General features: G+C 53.8%; 18 protein-coding genes. 6 read left to right on the top strand and 12 right to left on the bottom strand.

Annotation, left to right across the window (positions count from 1 at the left end):
- Positions 1–44 precede the first annotated feature (44 nt).
- Entirely contained in the window at positions 45–410 is a 366-nt protein-coding gene (yiaB, locus tag SK38_RS21115; protein WP_048236990.1) for an inner membrane protein YiaB, read from the top strand.
- Here yiaB and SK38_RS21110 read toward each other — a convergent pair.
- Positions 407–1,402, bottom strand: a complete 996-nt coding sequence (locus SK38_RS21110) for an acyltransferase (RefSeq protein WP_048237065.1) — start codon at positions 1,400–1,402, stop codon at positions 407–409. The two genes, yiaB and SK38_RS21110, sit on opposite strands and share 4 nt — an antisense overlap.
- A gap of 172 nt (positions 1,403–1,574) precedes the next feature.
- Here SK38_RS21110 and SK38_RS21105 point away from each other — a divergent pair, with 172 nt between their 5' ends.
- From SK38_RS21105 to glyS, 3 genes are all read left to right on the top strand, one after another.
- Positions 1,575–1,883 (top strand): YsaB family lipoprotein, encoded by a 309-nt coding sequence (locus SK38_RS21105; RefSeq protein WP_048236989.1) that lies wholly within the window; start codon positions 1,575–1,577, stop codon positions 1,881–1,883.
- Between the two features lie 95 nt (positions 1,884–1,978).
- Entirely contained in the window at positions 1,979–2,890 is a 912-nt protein-coding gene (gene glyQ / locus SK38_RS21100; protein WP_001168551.1) for a glycine--tRNA ligase subunit alpha, read from the top strand.
- A 9-nt stretch (positions 2,891–2,899) separates the two neighbouring features.
- A complete protein-coding gene (gene glyS / locus SK38_RS21095) occupies positions 2,900–4,969 on the top strand; it encodes a glycine--tRNA ligase subunit beta (RefSeq protein WP_008786433.1) in 2,070 nt (689 codons plus the stop codon).
- 113 nt (positions 4,970–5,082) lie between these two features.
- Here the strand turns inward: glyS and cueP are convergent, their stop codons facing one another.
- The 3 genes from cueP to SK38_RS21080 form a co-directional block, all read right to left on the bottom strand.
- The gene (gene cueP, locus SK38_RS21090) at positions 5,083–5,622 is read right to left on the bottom strand and encodes a copper-binding periplasmic metallochaperone CueP (RefSeq protein WP_048236988.1); all 540 of its coding nucleotides are present in this window, start codon (positions 5,620–5,622) and stop codon (positions 5,083–5,085) included.
- Between the two features lie 187 nt (positions 5,623–5,809).
- On the bottom strand, positions 5,810–6,022 hold the full coding sequence (gene cspE / locus SK38_RS21085; protein ID WP_000014594.1) for a transcription antiterminator/RNA stability regulator CspE: 213 nt from the start codon (positions 6,020–6,022) through the stop codon (positions 5,810–5,812).
- Positions 6,023–6,301: 279 nt separating this feature from the next.
- Positions 6,302–6,592 (bottom strand): HTH-type transcriptional regulator, encoded by a 291-nt coding sequence (locus SK38_RS21080; protein ID WP_003827383.1) that lies wholly within the window; start codon positions 6,590–6,592, stop codon positions 6,302–6,304.
- 380 nt (positions 6,593–6,972) lie between these two features.
- On the opposite strand from SK38_RS21080, the gene SK38_RS21075 reads away from it, so the two are divergent.
- A complete protein-coding gene (locus SK38_RS21075) occupies positions 6,973–7,683 on the top strand; it encodes a DUF3053 domain-containing protein (RefSeq protein ID WP_003827386.1) in 711 nt (236 codons plus the stop codon).
- A gap of 58 nt (positions 7,684–7,741) precedes the next feature.
- On the opposite strand, the gene ghrB is transcribed toward SK38_RS21075, so the two are convergent.
- The 6 genes from ghrB to SK38_RS21045 form a co-directional block, all read right to left on the bottom strand.
- Positions 7,742–8,716: a glyoxylate/hydroxypyruvate reductase GhrB gene (ghrB, locus tag SK38_RS21070; RefSeq protein WP_048236987.1), complete on the bottom strand. Its 975-nt coding sequence runs from the start codon at positions 8,714–8,716 to the stop codon at positions 7,742–7,744.
- Between the two features lie 22 nt (positions 8,717–8,738).
- Positions 8,739–10,019 (bottom strand): MFS transporter, encoded by a 1,281-nt coding sequence (locus SK38_RS21065; RefSeq protein WP_003827389.1) that lies wholly within the window; start codon positions 10,017–10,019, stop codon positions 8,739–8,741.
- Positions 10,020–10,083: 64 nt separating this feature from the next.
- Positions 10,084–11,022, bottom strand: a complete 939-nt coding sequence (locus tag SK38_RS21060) for a sugar kinase (protein ID WP_048236986.1) — start codon at positions 11,020–11,022, stop codon at positions 10,084–10,086.
- A 3-nt stretch (positions 11,023–11,025) separates the two neighbouring features.
- On the bottom strand, positions 11,026–11,775 hold the full coding sequence (locus SK38_RS21055; protein ID WP_048236985.1) for a sugar phosphate isomerase/epimerase family protein: 750 nt from the start codon (positions 11,773–11,775) through the stop codon (positions 11,026–11,028).
- 99 nt (positions 11,776–11,874) lie between these two features.
- Entirely contained in the window at positions 11,875–12,891 is a 1,017-nt protein-coding gene (locus tag SK38_RS21050; protein ID WP_005133828.1) for a LacI family DNA-binding transcriptional regulator, read from the bottom strand.
- A 104-nt stretch (positions 12,892–12,995) separates the two neighbouring features.
- Positions 12,996–13,658, bottom strand: a complete 663-nt coding sequence (locus SK38_RS21045) for an OmpA family lipoprotein (protein WP_003827397.1) — start codon at positions 13,656–13,658, stop codon at positions 12,996–12,998.
- 159 nt (positions 13,659–13,817) lie between these two features.
- On the opposite strand from SK38_RS21045, the gene SK38_RS21040 reads away from it, so the two are divergent.
- Positions 13,818–16,151: a molybdopterin guanine dinucleotide-containing S/N-oxide reductase gene (locus SK38_RS21040; protein ID WP_048236984.1), complete on the top strand. Its 2,334-nt coding sequence runs from the start codon at positions 13,818–13,820 to the stop codon at positions 16,149–16,151.
- Here SK38_RS21040 and SK38_RS21035 read toward each other — a convergent pair.
- Both SK38_RS21035 and tag read right to left on the bottom strand, forming a co-directional pair.
- Positions 16,120–16,560, bottom strand: coding sequence for an N-acetyltransferase (locus SK38_RS21035; protein ID WP_008786424.1), 441 nt, complete (start codon positions 16,558–16,560; stop codon positions 16,120–16,122). The two genes, SK38_RS21040 and SK38_RS21035, sit on opposite strands and share 32 nt — an antisense overlap.
- A complete protein-coding gene (tag, locus tag SK38_RS21030) occupies positions 16,550–17,119 on the bottom strand; it encodes a DNA-3-methyladenine glycosylase I (protein ID WP_008786423.1) in 570 nt (189 codons plus the stop codon). The genes SK38_RS21035 and tag overlap by 11 nt, the downstream gene beginning before the upstream one ends.
- Positions 17,120–17,123 lie beyond the last annotated feature (4 nt).

Raw genomic sequence — 17,123 nt, 5'->3', positions numbered from 1 at the left:
AGCGGGTTATTCATATTGTATCCATGATGGATAAGGAGATCCCAATGAAGACAACCAGGCTGTTGCCATGGATATTATTTCTCTCAGGCATACTGACTTACAGTATCGGTTTATGGCGCGCATGCCCGTTATTGAGCGGCAAGGGGTATTTTTTGGGGGCGCTGATGACGGGGATGTTCGTAACGTATGCCTATCAGCGCGCAGTAAATCTCAATCAAAACGATGAACGCTTCACTTCCGTATGTCAGATGGTGGCGCTCATCACGGCAGGGTTGTTGCTGGTGGGGGTGTGGAATGCCCCGTTGGCGCCCTTCGAAATAGGGTTATACCCGGCAGCATTCTTCGTCTGTTTAATGGGGCAATTTTTACTGCAGCGTTCGTGTAATCGGGCGCTGCCTGGAGACACCTAACTCACCAGCCTACGTGTATCAATACGCTGCAACAGAATAGACAACAGTAAACTTCCTGCCAGCGTGGCGCTGAAAATCCACAGCATATCCAGCGGTGGCCAGTTTTTGAGTTCAATTCCGTTGGTACGTAGTGCGTGAATGATCAGCGCATGAAAACCATAAATGCCCAATGAATGGCGAGAAATAAGGCCCAGTAGCGGCAGGGTACGTGTGCTGAGCGTATTTTTGACCAGCGTCAGGAGCGAGGCGGCGCAAATAAATACCGCTGGGCCGCAGTAGAGGTACCAGGTGTCGGCAAAATTGCCTCGCCAGCGCAGTTCATGCAATGTGCCACGAGAAATAATAAATACTGCGGTAATGAATAACGCCGCACAGAGCCAGCTGAGCGCACGCTTTTGCGTATCCATCATGCCAATCGCCCGGCCCAGCATGCCGTACAGGATGTAATAGAAAGTATCGCCACTGATGTACAGGTTGACTGGGAGCCACTCAAAGCCGCCGATTTTTTGCGAGACGGTGTTGGGATTGGCAATCACCCCAATCACAACCATGAGCGCCAGTAGCATCTTGCCGCTGATATTTTTCACCTGTATCAGCGGAGAAACCAGGTAGATGACGGCGATCGCGAAGAAAAACCACAGGTGATAGAACACCGGTTTTTGCAGTAGGTTCTTCAGCGACAGCTCAGCGTTGATCGAGGTAAACAGCAGAATATAGGCCAGCGCCACGCTGCTGTAAAACAGGATGCAGAGCGCGATGCGCAGGAAATGGCGCGGTTTGGCGCTACGCTCACCAAAGAACAGATAGCCCGAAATCATAAAGAACAGCGGAACGCTGACGCGAGAGGCTGAATTGAGCACGTTAGCCAGATCCCAATTCAACGGGCTGACGCTTTGCGCATTGGTGATGTACCAGGTTGTGGTGTGGATCATCACGACCATTAAACAGGCTATCCCGCGCAGGTTATCAATCCAGAAAATTTTGGGCTGCATCAGTTCCTCTGTGTCCATTAAAAAAAGTCTGACCGATATTTTGCGAACGTAGCTCACTGGAATAATCCGAGTTCTTACGCTAAAGCTTGAGATGGTCTGATGAGATTCTCAAAATAGGATCTGTTTCCAGACACTAATAATAAGACTGACCAGCAAACCAGGCGGTAATAAAATGATGATGAAGTATTTCTTTCCCGCGATCGCTGCCCTTTTGCTGGTAGCGTGCGTTGACACACAATCGTCTGCACCTGCGCAGAAAGCGCAAAAGGTTAAGGTCAGTGCCACACGTTCGCTGGATATGGAGTCATTGTGCAAAAATGAGGCGGCGCAACGCTACAACACTGGCGTGCAGAAAATTGATATCTCCGGCCTGGAGCAATTCCAGGGCAGCTATGAGATGCGTGGTTCTACCTTCCGTAAAGAGAGTTTTGTCTGCTCTTTTGATGCAGACGGGCAGTTTTTGCACCTTTCCATGCGCTAAGTTCCCCCTTTTTCCCGTTTCGTACTGTATATCTTGCAGCCAGCGGGTATACTGACCGCTTCCTTTAAATCCACACGTATCCAGCACGAAATAATATGCAAAAGTTTGATACCAGGACCTTCCAGGGCTTGATCCTGACCTTACAGGATTACTGGGCTCGCCAGGGCTGCACCATTGTTCAACCATTGGACATGGAAGTCGGCGCGGGAACATCTCACCCAATGACCTGCCTGCGTGCGCTGGGGCCGGAACCGATGGCGACTGCGTATGTGCAGCCTTCTCGTCGTCCGACCGATGGCCGCTATGGCGAAAACCCGAACCGCTTACAGCACTACTATCAGTTCCAGGTAGTGATTAAGCCGTCTCCGGACAACATTCAGGAGCTGTACCTGGGTTCTCTGAAAGAGCTGGGTATGGACCCGACCATTCACGATATCCGTTTCGTGGAAGATAACTGGGAAAACCCAACGCTGGGTGCCTGGGGTCTGGGTTGGGAAGTGTGGCTGAACGGCATGGAAGTGACGCAGTTCACCTACTTCCAGCAGGTTGGTGGCCTGGAATGTAAACCAGTAACCGGGGAAATTACTTACGGTCTGGAACGTCTGGCCATGTACATTCAGGGCGTAGACAGCGTTTACGACCTGGTCTGGAGCGACGGCCCGCTGGGTAAAACCACTTACGGCGACGTGTTCCATCAGAACGAAGTGGAGCAATCCACCTACAACTTCGAATACGCCGACGTGGACTTCCTGTTCACCTGCTTCGAGCAGTACGAGAAAGAAGCGCAGCAGCTGCTGGCGCTGGAAAATCCGCTGCCGCTGCCTGCGTATGAACGTATTCTGAAAGCCGCCCATAGCTTCAACCTGCTGGATGCGCGTAAAGCCATCTCCGTCACCGAGCGTCAGCGCTATATCCTGCGCATTCGCACCCTGACCAAAGCAGTGGCAGAAGCTTATTACGCTTCCCGTGAAGCCCTTGGCTTCCCGATGTGCAACAAAGACAAATAAGAGGCGGCCATGTCTGAGAAAACTTTTCTGGTGGAAATCGGCACTGAAGAGCTGCCACCAAAAGCACTGCGCAGCCTGGCTGAGTCCTTTGCTGCAAACTTTACCGCGGAGCTGGATAACGCTGGCATCGCGCACGGCAACGTTGAGTGGTTCGCCGCGCCGCGTCGTCTGGCGCTGAAAGTCGCGAATCTGGCGGAATCTCAACCCGATCGCGAAGTTGAAAAACGCGGTCCGGCCATTGCTCAGGCGTTTGACGCTGAAGGCAAACCGAGCAAAGCGGCAGAAGGTTGGGCACGTGGCTGCGGTATCACGGTTGATCAGGCTGAGCGTCTGACTACCGACAAAGGCGAATGGCTGCTGTACCGTGCGCATGTAAAAGGCGAAAGCGCAGAAACGCTGCTGCCAAACATGATCGCCACGTCACTGGCGAAGCTGCCTATCCCGAAACTGATGCGCTGGGGCGCGTCTGATGTCCACTTCGTGCGTCCGGTTCACACCGTGACCCTGCTGTTGGGCGACAAAGTGATTCCGGCAACGATTCTGGGCATTCAGTCCGATCGCGTGATCCGTGGACACCGCTTTATGGGCGAGCCGGAATTCACCATCGATTCTGCCGATCAGTACCCGGAAATCCTGCGTGAGCGCGGCAAAGTAATTGCGGATTACGCTGAGCGTAAAGCGAAAATCAAAGCCGATGCTGAAGAAGCGGCGCGTAAGATTGGCGGTAACGCTGATCTGAGCGAAAGTCTGCTGGAAGAAGTCACCTCGCTGGTGGAATGGCCGGTAGTGCTGACCGCGAAATTCGAAGAGAAATTCCTCGCAGTTCCGTCTGAAGCGCTGGTTCACACCATGAAAGGTGACCAGAAGTACTTCCCGGTTTACGCGAACGACGGCAAACTGCTGCCGAACTTTATCTTCGTTGCCAACATCGAATCGAAAGATCCGATCCAGATTATCTCCGGTAACGAGAAAGTCGTTCGTCCGCGACTGGCGGATGCCGAGTTCTTCTTCAATACCGACCGTAAAAAACGTCTGGAAGACCATCTGCCGCGTCTGCAAACCGTGCTGTTCCAACAGCAACTGGGTACGCTGCGCGACAAGACTGACCGTATCCAGGCGCTGGCGGGCTGGATTGCTGGTCAGATTGGCGCTGATGTTAACCACGCAACGCGTGCTGGCCTGCTGTCCAAGTGTGACCTGATGACCAACATGGTCTTCGAGTTCACCGACACCCAGGGTGTGATGGGCATGCACTACGCGCGTCACGATGGCGAAGCAGAAGATGTAGCTGTGGCGCTGAACGAGCAGTATCAGCCGCGTTTTGCCGGTGATGACCTGCCGTCGAACCCGGTAGCTTGTGCCGTGGCGATTGCTGACAAGATGGACACCCTGGCGGGTATCTTCGGTATCGGTCAGCATCCGAAAGGCGACAAAGACCCGTTTGCGCTGCGTCGTGCTGCGCTGGGTGTGCTGCGTATTATCGTTGAGAAGAACCTGAATCTGGATCTGCAAACGCTGACCGAAGAAGCGGTTCGTCTGTATGGTGACAAGCTGACCAACGCCAACGTGGTGGATGACGTTATCGACTTTATGCTCGGTCGCTTCCGCGCCTGGTATCAGGACGAAGGTTACACCGTCGACACCATTCAGGCCGTACTGGCACGTCGTCCGACTCGTCCGGCTGATTTTGACGCACGTATGAAGGCGGTTTCGCACTTCCGTACGCTGGAAGCCGCGTCCGCGCTGGCTGCCGCGAACAAGCGTGTATCGAACATCCTGGCGAAGTCTGAAGAGACTCTGAATGACCGCGTGAATGCGGCAACGCTGAAAGAGCCGGAAGAAATTGCGCTGGCGATGCAGGTGGTTGTGCTGCGCGATAAGCTGGAGCCTGTCTTCGCTGCCGGTCGTTACCAGGAAGCGCTGGTTGAGTTGGCGGAACTGCGTGAACCGGTTGATGCGTTCTTCGAGAAAGTGATGGTCAACGTAGAAGATAAAGATCTGCGTATTAACCGTCTGTCTATGCTCGAAAAACTGCGCGAGCTGTTCCTGCGCGTGGCAGATATTTCTCTGCTGCAGTAACGGCCCTGCGCTGACTTAGAAAATGCCGGATGGCGGCTTCGCCTTATCCGGCCTACGAGAGAAACACCAGTAGGCCGGATAAGCATTGCGCCATCCGGCATTTTTTTATGTTGTTAGCGCAACTGCAATTTTGTCAGACATGTCTGGCTGTCTTCCATCGTCTTAATAGGATACTCCGCCGTTTTACCGTTGTAGCTCACTGCAATGGTGCCTTCCATATTGCGCGGTAGCCATACCCCGACAAAGCCATTACGGCCGCTCTTCATCGCTTTTTGTACCACCACATCACCCTTGTTATCCGTCACTTTGACATTGAATGTCTTCTCCGGCATTTCGCCCTGGCAGCCAGAAAGACTGTGGTTGAAGCAAGGATGTGTTTGCCATTCATACGGGGCAAATGACAGATAGAATTTTTCACCGAGCGGCAGGGTATAAACCTGATCGCCCGAAGAGAGCTTCAACGCGGTGCTGGTGATGGACGCTGAGTACGGCAGCGGGCGACTCTGCGGTGACTGATCAATCGTCTCTACGATTTGTTCGACGGATTTCCCGCTAAGCCCGTGTTCGGCCAGAAAAGTAGCTTCCGGCGTTGCCGCGAACGCAGTACCTGTAGTGAGCAAACCTAAAATCAGCAGCAGTGAGGATTTCGACATAGCTTCAATTCCTTGTGAAAATTGTGGGATATAGACTGGCTCACTATAAAGCTTGCCCTTAGGGAAAGGTCAAAGGGGCGACGGGTAAAGTAATGCAAAGAAGCGTTTAGGTGGGATGTGCTGCGAAGTACAGATAAAAAAAATCCCCGCCGTTTGGCAGGGATTCAGAATTTTGAGCTTTTTAAGCTTACAGGCTGGTTACGTTGCCAGCTGCCGGGCCTTTAGCGCCGCTTTCGATGGTGAAGGAAACTTTCTGACCTTCGTCCAGAGATTTGTAGCCATCGTTCTGAATAGCAGAGAAGTGTACGAACACGTCTTTAGAGCCATCGTCAGGAGTGATGAAGCCGAAACCTTTGTCAGCGTTGAACCATTTTACGATACCAGTCATTTTACCGGACATAGTGTATTACCTTTTAAAAAATAAGTGTGCCTTTCGGCGATATGGCGTGCTTTACAGATTTTTTAACAGTAAAGGAAATGCTCACTACGAAGGGTATCAACGATAACTCTTGAAGGGACTTGCCTTACTAACTGCTGTAATGGTCTGTACGTCAAACCGTTGAGGGCATTAACTCATTTTACGCATGTGGATGCAACTACTATTTTCTTTTTTGTGGATAACCTTCGTAAGAGAACGGCCCTGAAACAGGACCGTTCTTAAGCAAAATTGAAAAATAGTTCAATCCATCAGTTGCTTACTTAACCTAGGGTCTGCCTGAATCAGGCGCATTAACTTCAATTCGGTAGTGGAAGGCTTTACGCGTTTAGACTCCCATTCATGAACCATCGCGACCGTCACGCCCATCACTCGGGCAAAATCATCTGTTTTTAAACCTGTCCCTCGTCGTAGCTGTTCAAATTCGGTGAAAGGGTTGGTTTTTTGCGGCAGAGTGACCGTCTGCGATACATCTTTAAAAACAATCTGCTCCAGACTGCTTAGCAGTTCAAACATAGGATCTTTGTATTCCATTGAGAACTCCTACAAATCACACAGCGGGATCGTGAATTTCTTCGAAGCTCATTAAGAGTAGTCGGAAAAAATGAAGCCGGATTTAAGGGTTGTGTGATGGATTCGTTTCAGCGGATCGCAGGTGACAATCTTTTGCTGGCTAACGAACTGATAAAGGTCGGGATCTCCGAACGATCGATTCCGATTGTAAAGATGACTAAAATATGACGCCGAGTGGTGAATGCAGCATTGTTTAGCAAAACGAACGGTGGCGGGAACGGTTATTTTCCCCCACAAGATTACGCGGAAAGGGTATCTTGCGGGGCTGACCTGGACTATCCTTGTCAACGTCAGGCACGCGGGTGTCGTTGTGCGCATTTTTGGGTGAAAGGAGTATTAAAATGGCGACAGGTAAGTCCTGCTCTCGCTGGTTTGCGCCTGTTTTGGCGCTCTTAATGGTAGTTGGCCTGAGTGGGTGTTTTGATAAAGAAGGCGATCAACGCAAAGCGTTTATCGATTTTCTGCAGAATACTGCAATGCGTAGCGGAGAGCGTTTACCAACGCTGACCGCCGATCAGAAAAAACAGTTTGGCCCGTTTGTGTCCGATTACGCGATTCTGTATGGCTATTCGCAGCAGGTTAATCAGGCGATGGACTCCGGTCTGCGTCCGGTGGTTGATAGCGTAAATGCGATTCGTGTTCCTCAGGATTATGTGACTCAGCGTGAACCGCTGCGTCAGGCAAATGGTGCGCTAGGTGTATTAGGGCAACAGTTGCAGAATGCGAAACTACAGGCAGATGCTGCGCATGGCGCGCTGAAGCAGGGCGAAGATCTGAAGCCGGTCTTTGATCAGGTCTACAACAAAGTTGTTACTGCACCAGCAGAGGCCTTACAGCCGCTGATCCCTGCCGCGCAAATTTTCACGCAGCAGCTGGTGCAGGTTGGTGATTTTGTGGCGCAGCAGGATACGCAGGTGAGCTTTGTCGCCAACGGTATCCAGTTCCCAACGTCACAGCAGGCAAGTCAGTACAATACGCTGATTGGCCCGTTGGCTGCTCAGCATCAGGCATTTAATCAGGCCTGGACTGCTGCGGTGAATGCCGCTCAGTAATTAAGATACGGTAATACATGAAAGGCCGGGTGAGCGTAAGCGCTACCCGGCCTTTTGTTTATGATGCGACCTGCGGGTTTACGCAGTTCTTCTCAACGTGTCCTTGCAGCGCATCGATTAAGTTATCCACCGCACAGGCCGCCATGTTGTAGCGCGTTTCGTGCGTGGCTGAACCAATGTGCGGTACGGCCACCACGTTGGGCAGTGACAGCAGCGGTGAGTCTACCGATAATGGCTCTTGCTCAAATACATCCAGGCCAGCGGCATGAATTTCGCCTTTTTGCAGGGCAGCAATCAACGCTTTTTCATCGACCACCGGGCCACGTCCGGCGTTAATGAAAATGGCGGAAGATTTCATTTTGGCAAACTGCTCGGTGCTGAACAGATGATGCGTTTCGTCGGTTAACGGCAGGATCAGGCAGACAAAATCAGACTCCTGCAACAGCGTATCGAGGTCGCAGTAACGTGCATTGAAGCGCTCTTCTGCTTCCTGATGATGACGGCGCGCATTATAGAGAATCGGCATGCTAAAGCCGAAATGCGCACGTTGTGCCAGCGCCAGCCCAATGCGGCCCATACCGACAATCCCCAGCGTTTTGTGGTGTACATCGGTACCAAACCAGTCCGGTCCGATACTTTTGGTCCATTCGCCGACCTTTACCCGTTCGGCAACTTTCACTACGCGTCGAGCGGTGCTTAACACCAGCGCCATTACCGTATCGGCGACGGTTTCCGTCAGCACGGTTGGCGTGTGCATCAACAGCACCTTACGCGCGTTGAGGGCATCGACGTCGAAGTTGTCATAGCCTACGGAAATCGTGGATGTCGCACGCAGCCTGGGCATTTTCTCCAGCAGAGCGGTATTGACGGCTTCACTGGAGCCCAGCAGACCTTCTGCATTGGCAAAAGCGTCGGCGTGCTGTGCGACCGTTTCCGGGCGCAGGTTAGGCACCTGAGTCACAGTAAAATGTTCTTCCAGGCGATGCAGTAAATCGTCAGGTAACGCTTTATAGAGAATAATGGACGGCTTCATGCGAATCTCCGTAAGTTAAAATTTAAGCGTGGCGTGCGCCAATAGGTAGCTGTTGATTATTAGCAGGCTTAACAATGAGAGTTAGCCACACTGAGACAAAAAGCGCTACCCCCATAAAAATGTACGAGGCAGACGGGCTGCCGGTAGCGCCATTGAGGTAGCCGACAAACCATGAACCAAAGAATGAACCTAGCGCGCCCATGCTGTTGATCAGCGCCATTGCCCCACCGGCGACGTTGCGCGGCAGCATTTCCGGGATGATGGCGAAGAAGGGACCATAGGGTGCATACATTGCCGCGCCTGCAATAACCAACAGCGTGTAAGAGATCCAGAAGTGGTCTGCGCCTACGGCCCAGGAGCCGATAAACGCGAACGCCGCGATCAGTAACAGTGGCCAGACAAACAGCTTACGGTTTTGCAGCTTATCGGACGCCCAGGAGACGAGGATCATCGCCGCCGTTGCCGCCAGATACGGTACGGATGACAGCCAACCAACTTCCACCATCCCCAGGTTTGCGCCGCCGTTGCGGATAATCGACGGCAGCCACAGGACAAAACCATAAACGCCAATACTCCAGGCGAAATACTGCATACACAGCAGGATGACGTTACGTGAGCGGAAAGCCTCGCTATAGTTACGTACGGCTTTGATGCCTTGCTGCTCTTTTTCCAGTTGTGCCTGAAGAGCGGCTTTTTCAGATTCTGACAGCCAACCGACCTGAGACGGTTTGTCTTTTACCAGCACCCACCAACAGAACGCCCAGATGATGGCCGGGAAGCCCTCGATGATGAACATTTCCCGCCAGCCCAGCGCCTGAATCAGGTAACCGGAAACCACGGACATCCACAGGACGGTGACCGGATTACCGAGGATCAGGAAAGTGTTTGCGCGCGAGCGTTCAGATTTCGTAAACCAGTTGCTGATGTAAATCAGCATTGCCGGCATCACGGCGGCTTCAACGACGCCAAGAATAAAGCGGATGGCGGCAAGCATTGGAATATTGCTGACCATGCCGGTTAACGACGCGCATGCGCCCCAGAGGATCAGACAGACAAAAATCAGTTTTCGTACGCTGCGGCGTTCAGCGTAAATTGCGCCCGGGATCTGAAAGAAGAAATAGCCGAGGAAAAACAGTGCGCCCAGCAGGGAAGAGATCCCCTTGGTAATGCCGAGGTCCTCGTTGATACCGGCGGCGGAGGCGAAGCTGAAGTTCGCGCGGTCAAGGTACGCCAGGCTATACGTGATAAACACGATTGGCATGATGTACCACCAGCGTTTTGCTGCATTAGTTGAGCTATTCATAGACTGCCCTCTGGTTATGCTGATACGCCGCCTCTGTATGTAGGGTACAGAGTTGGCCGGGAGTTTATTCCCCTAATTGTTCACGTGTGGGTAATCCTTCGCTGTCGCCCTGAACCTGAATGGCCAGTGCGCCAATTTTATTGCCGCGTGTCACCGCCTGATGCAACGAGTGGCCTTCCAGCAGGGCGCTAATAACGCCCACGGCAAAGCCATCGCCTGCGCCGACCGTATCGACCACATTGTCGACTTTTACCGGTGCCACGCAGCCTTGTTCGCCGCTGGCGGTTTTGTACCAGGCGCCATCAGCCCCGGTTTTCACGATCACGGCCTTCACGCCATGGCGCAGATAAAAGTCGGCGATGGCTTCAGGTGTTTGCTGACCGGTTAAAATCATGCCCTCTTTTAACCCTGGTAAAACCCAGTCTGCCTGGAATGCCAGGCGGTTCAGTTTTTCCACCATTTCGGCTTCGCTTTTCCACAATACCGGGCGCAAATTCGGGTCGAACGAGATGGTCTTCCCCTGGGCCTTCATGGTGCGGGCGGTATGCGCCAGTAGTTCATAAGAGCTGGCAGAAAGCGCTGCTGCTACGCCGCTCAGGTGCAGGTGGCGCGCGCTGGCGAAATAGGCCTCGTGATAATCTTCAATGCTGAGGTGGCTGGCAGCGGAACCTTTACGGAAATATTCCACAATGGGATCGGTTCCATTTTCGACTTTAGATTTAAGCTGAAAGCCAGTAGCGTAACGCCCGTCCTGGGTGACTCCCTGCGCATCAATCCCTTCTTTTTCCAGCGACTTAACGATAAAACGGCCAAAGCTGTCGTTGCCAACGCGGCTCACCCAACCGACCTTCAGGCCCAGACGGGCAAGACCGGTCGCTACGTTAAGCTCCGCGCCTGCAACGCGCTTGATAAACTGCTCCACATCCGCCAGTTCGCCGGTTTGCGTGGCGACAAACATCGCCATCGCTTCACCAATAGTGACCACATCCAGTGAATTTTTCATGCGTTACTCCTCGCGTAACAGCTCAACGTAGCGGCGGGTAACCGCCACCAAATCCTGCCCTTCCAGGGGGAACTCAATGCCGCGTGGGACATCGTTGGGCAGCGTTTTTAGCAGCGCCAGCCAGCGCGGATCGGCTTCATCAGGCGGTAAGGCGCGGTAGCTGTCGTGATATGCAACTGCGGCTTTGACATGGATATAGCCAACGGTTGACGCCAGGTTTTGTGCTGCTTCTTCCGGGGAGTCGCCCACCCACAGCCAGTTGCCCATATCGAAGGTCAGAGATATCGGCAGGTTTTGCGCCTGACAGGCTTCGTTAAAGCGCTGCATTGGCTGCAGGTGTCCGCAGTCGGTCTGATCGTTCTCGACAACCAGCTCCATTCCGCTGTTGTCCAGCCATTGGCGTAGAACGTCGAACTGTTTTGTATGGGAAAAATGGCCGAGGGAGACTTTTAACCACAGCGCCTGCAAGGCCTGCGCTTCCTCAAGTAGTTCTGGAAGACAGGGGTTGAGGTTACCGTCCTCAAGGAACAACGGTTCAGGCGCTGAGTAACAGGCCAGCAGGCCGAAGATTTCGATCGCAGAGGCCATCGTAGAGAGCGTTTTCAGCTCGGCGTCAGTTAATAGCTCGCGGCGGATTTCGACGCCGTCAGCACCGGCTTCAGCGATGATGGGTAGCATTGCCGTTTGCCCGCCTGCGGCCCGTACCTGGTCGTGACCGTAAGCGGCGGTGACCACCATAATTTTTCTTTTCATGGAAACTCCAGACTAGCGTTCTTGTTATAACGCTAGATGGAACCGGTTCCAAAGAAAAGTCTATGATGTCGAATTTATGATCACCATCACGAAGGTAATTTAACGGGCGGTAGAGCCGCGCACGATCAGCTCGCCGGAGAAGACCTGTTCCTGAATGGCAGCGGATCCGCCATCAATCCGGCGCACAACCTGCTCAACGGCGGTGTAACCAATCTGCCAGGTGGGTTGTTTCAACGTGGTAATACCAACGCCCGCCAGCTCAGCCCATTCCAGTTCGTCAAAGCCGAGTAAGCCAATGTCGCTCCCCCAGTTGAGGCCAATGCGTTTCAGGGCGCGGGCTACTTGTAGCGTGAGGGCACCGTTGGCAGAGATAACGGCTTTGCGCATTCCACGATGCTGCTGGTGAAACTGGCGCAGGGTGTCGTCCAGTTGCGTATTGTCCGTGAGCGGGACTTCGGCATTTTGCGCGATAACGCCGGGGTATTGCGCGAGCGTGGCGCGAAAAGCGCTCAGGCGTTCGCGGCGGGTATTCACCATGCCGAGTGGTTCGCTGAGGAACAGGATGGCTTCAAAACCTTGTTCGACCAGATGTTCGGTGGCAACCGTTGCCGCCTGGGTGTTATCCAGCCCGACCATATCACAGGCGAAATCGGGAATTTTACGGTCAATCAGCACCATCGGCAGCGCAGACTGTTGCAGGCGGTTCAGCCCCTCTTCGCGCATCCCGACGGCGTTGACCACAATCCCTTCGACCTGGTAGCTGCGCAGCAGATCGAGATAATGCAGCTCCTGATCCACTTCGTTGTTGGTGTTACACACCAGCGGGGTAAAGCCTTTATCGCGACAGGCGGCTTCAATACCACTTAGCACGTTGACGGAGTAGGGATTAGTAATATCGGCGATGATCAGGCCAATCAGGCGGGTACGACCATGTTTCAGGCCTCTTGCCATCAGGCTGGGACGGTAATCGAGATCGGCAATGGCTTGTTCAATGCGGGCCAGCAGCGCGTCGGAAAGCAGGTGCTTTTCACCGTTGAGATAACGTGAAATGCTGGTCTTGCCGGTTTTTGCGGCTTTCGCCACGTCGCTGATGGTTGCCCGTGTTGATTTGCTCATCGCTGATTTCCCTGAATTTGGTGACAACACCTTAACGCGAAAATCAACGATGGCAAGTGCTTCATGCCGGATGGACGCGGACTGTCTCCATCCGGCACAAAACGTTACTGGATCGGGCTTAAGGTAATTTCTACGCGACGGTTTTGCGCTTTACCTTCCGCTGTGCTGTTGCTGGCGATCGGATTTGCCGGCCCCATACCCTGGGTACGGATACGGTTAGCAGCGACCCCTTGAGTGATCAAGGCGCTGGCTACGGAGTCTGCGCGCTGCTGTGACAGACGCATATTCAGATCCTGGCTGCCGGTGCTGTCGGTGAAGCCCAGCACATTGACGGCGGTTTTATTGTACTCTTTCAGTACCATCGCCACGCCGGTCAGGGTGTTAGCACCCGCAGGCTTCAGGTTGGCGCTGCTGCTGTCGAAGGTGACGTTGTTTGGCATGTTCAGAATGATGTTATCGCCACTGCGTGTCACGCTGACGCCCGTTCCCTGCATTTTTTCGCGCAGTTTTGCTTCCTGTACATCCATGTAATAGCCGATACCACCGCCAACGGCCGCGCCAGCCGCTGCGCCAATCAGTGCGCCTTTGCCGCGATCTTTCTTCGAAGAAGAGAGTGCGCCAATGCCCGCGCCGACCAGAGAGCCAATACCTGCGCCAATGCCGGATTTACCTGCTTCGCGTTCGCCGGTGTAAGGGTTTGTTGTGCAGCCAGAAACCGCCAGGGCGCCGCTCACGATGGCAGCAATAACAAATACACGTTTCTTCATCTTAATTCCTTAATGACTTTTTCTTCTTTGCCACAGCGACCGTGGCGGTTGATTATGACGTGTGAACATGAAGAAAATTCCAGGGAAGACTCTGAAATTTGTAAGTAACATTGAACGGCAAAATAAATAAGCCGTCACATCGCATTCAGGAGCGCCATCTTGGCTAATTCACCCGCACATTACTCGGTGTTAACCGCCGCCCACTGGGGACCAATCCTCGTCGACACTGATGGTGAGACAGTTTTCTCCTCGCGTGGCGCGCTGCCCACCACTCATCCCAACTCTTTGCAAACCGTGGTGCGCGACCAGGTTCACAGTAAAACGCGGGTACGTTTTCCGATGGTGCGTAAAGGGTTTCTCGCCTCGCCGGAGAACCCACAGGGCGTACGTGGGCAGGATGAGTTTGTTCGCGTCAGTTGGGACGACGCGCTGAATCTTATCCATACGCAGCATAAACGCATCCGTGACAGCTACGGCCCGGCCTCAATTTTTGCCGGTTCGTACGGCTGGCGTTCCAACGGCGTGTTACACAAAGCGGCGACCCTGTTACAGCGTTATATGGCGTTGGCGGGCGGTTATACCGGGCATCTGGGGGATTACTCGACGGGGGCTGCGCAGGCGATCATGCCGTACGTGGTGGGCGGGAACGAAGTTTACCAGCAGCAAACCAGCTGGCCGGTGGTGCTGGAGAACAGCGAGGTGGTGGTGTTGTGGAGCGCCAATCCGCTGAATACCCTGAAGATTGCCTGGAATGCGTCCGATGAGCAGGGCCTCGCGTACTTTGAGGCATTGCGCGACAGCGGTAAACGGTTGATCTGTATCGATCCGATGCGATCGGAAAGCGTCGATTTCTTTGGCGATAAGATGGAATGGATTGCCCCGCATATGGGGACCGACGTAGCGCTGATGCTGGGCATCGCGCATACGCTGGTGGAAAACGGCTGGCATGACGAGGACTTTCTCGCCCGGTGTACTACCGGATATGACCGTTTTGCCGACTATCTGCTGGGTAAATCTGATGATGTTGCAAAAACGGCAGAATGGGCGGCAGAGATTTGTGGCATTCCGACGGCGAAGATACGCGAACTTGCGGCGATATTTCACCAAAATACCACCATGCTGATGGCCGGATGGGGCATGCAGCGCCAACAGTATGGCGAGCAGAAACACTGGATGATTGTCACCCTGGCCGCCATGCTCGGACAAATCGGGACGCCAGGCGGCGGTTTTGGGCTGTCGTACCATTTTGCCAATGGCGGCAACCCAACGCGCCGGGCTGCGGTGCTGGCTTCAATGCAGGGCAGCGTTAAAGGCGGCACCGACGCGGTAGATAAAATCCCGGTGGCGCGAATTGTCGAAGCGCTGGAAAATCCCGGCGGTTTTTACCAGCACAACGGCATGGACCGCCATTTCCCGGACATCCGTATGCTGTGGTGGGCGGGCGGGGCTAACTTCACCCATCATCAGGACACTAACCGTTTAATTCGCGCCTGGCAAAAACCGGAGCTGGTGGTCATCTCGGAGTGTTTCTGGACCGCCGCAGCAAAGCATGCCGATATCGTGCTGCCAGCAACCACCTCCTTTGAGCGTAATGATTTGACCATGACTGGCGATTACAGCAACCAGCACCTGGTGCCGATGAAGCAGGTCGTACCGCCGCAGGACGAAGCGCGAAATGATTTTGATGTCTTTGCCGAGCTGAGTGAGCGCTGGGAAAAGGGCGGATATGAACGGTTCACCGAAGGTAAAAGCGAACTGGCGTGGTTGGAGACTTTTTACAATATTGCCGGGCAACGTGGGGCCAGTCAGCAGGTGACATTGCCGCCTTTCGCCGAGTTTTGGCAGCGCAACGCCCTGATCGAAATGCCGGAAAACGCCGCCAGCGCGCAGTTTATCCGTTTTGCGGATTTTCGCTGCGACCCGCAGGCGCATCCGCTGAAAACGGATAGCGGGAAAATTGAAATCTACTCCGCGAGGATTGCCGGTTACGGCTACGCGGACTGCGGGGGGCACCCGATGTGGCTGGAGCCGGATGAGTGGTTCGGTAACGCCGAACCGGACCAGCTACAGCTGCTTTCCGCCCATCCGGCGCACCGTTTGCATAGTCAGCTTAACTACAGTGCGCTACGTGAGCAGTACGCGGTAGCGGATCGTGAGCCGATAACGATTCATCCGCAGGACGCCCACGCGCGCGGCATTGCGGATGGCGATACGGTCAGGGTGTGGAACCAGCGCGGGCAAGTTCTGGCGGGCGCGGTGGTGACGGCGGGTATTAAACCCGGCGTCATCTGTATTCATGAAGGCGCCTGGCCTGATTTGGATCTCGCAGCGAACGGTATTTGTAAAAATGGCGCCGTCAACGTGCTGACCAAAGATCTCCCCAGCTCGAAGCTGGGGAATGGCTGCGCGGGCAATACTGCGCTGGCGTGGCTTGAAAAATATAGTGGACCAACGTTGGCGCTTACGGCGTTTGATCCGCCTGCCAGCCCATAATCCACGTGGGGTGGTGAGTCTCTTCCTGCCATGCGCCGTCTTCAATGCGAAAACCCAGCGCATGGTAGAAGTTCACCGCTGATTGATTCTTTTGGTAGACCTCAAGGCTGAGTATCGAAAAGCGCTGCTGGACATGCTGCACCAGCGCTTTGCCGATCCCGCTTCTGATGGCGGCAGGTGCGACAAACAGCGCGCCGAGAAAGCGGTCGTCAATCACGCTGGCAAAGCCTTTGAGCTCGCCTTCTTCTTCCCAAACCCAGGTTTGCGCGGCTGGCAGATAAACATCCCGTACCACGGATTCACTTTCGCGCCAGTAGCGCTCTTCGATAAATGGATGGGCATGGATTGTGCTTTCCATCCACAGCGCCAAAATTGACGGCAGATCGTCAGCCTTGGATTCACGAATCATGTTGTTCTCCCGGATAACAGATGCAGCTGGTGACATGGTCGTTGACCAGGCCGCACGCCTGCATAAAGGAGTAACAAATGGTGGTGCCGACAAACTTAAATCCGCGTTTTTTTAACGCTTTAGACAGCGCGTCTGACGCAGGCGTGGAGGTGGGAATATCGCTCAGGTTGGCGGCGCGAGTCACTTGCGGTTGGTTATCAACAAATGACCAGACGAATTCGCTAAACGACTCTCCGTTTTGCGCCATCGTCAGAAAAGCACGAGCGTTGCCGATAATGGCCTGAATTTTTCCGCGATGGCGAATAATGCCGGCATCCAGTACCAGCCTTTCCACATCCTCTTCGGTCATGGCCGCCACTTTTTCCGGGTCAAAATGGTGGAAAGCGTGGCGATAATTTTCCCGTTTCTTTAGCACGGTAATCCACGATAACCCGGCCTGCTGACCTTCCAGGCAGATCATTTCGAACAGTTTATTACTATCGGTTTCGGGGACGCCCCATTCCTTGTCGTGGTAGGCAATGTAAAGTGGATCCTGACTGACCCATCCGCAACGCTGCATATTC

The sequence above is a fragment of the Citrobacter sp. MGH110 genome (genome assembly GCF_001037515.1).
GTDB classification, from domain to species: Bacteria; Pseudomonadota; Gammaproteobacteria; order Enterobacterales; family Enterobacteriaceae; genus Citrobacter; species Citrobacter portucalensis.
Note: the sequence above shows the minus strand (reverse complement) of the source record. Positions and strands in the feature narration are given on the sequence as shown.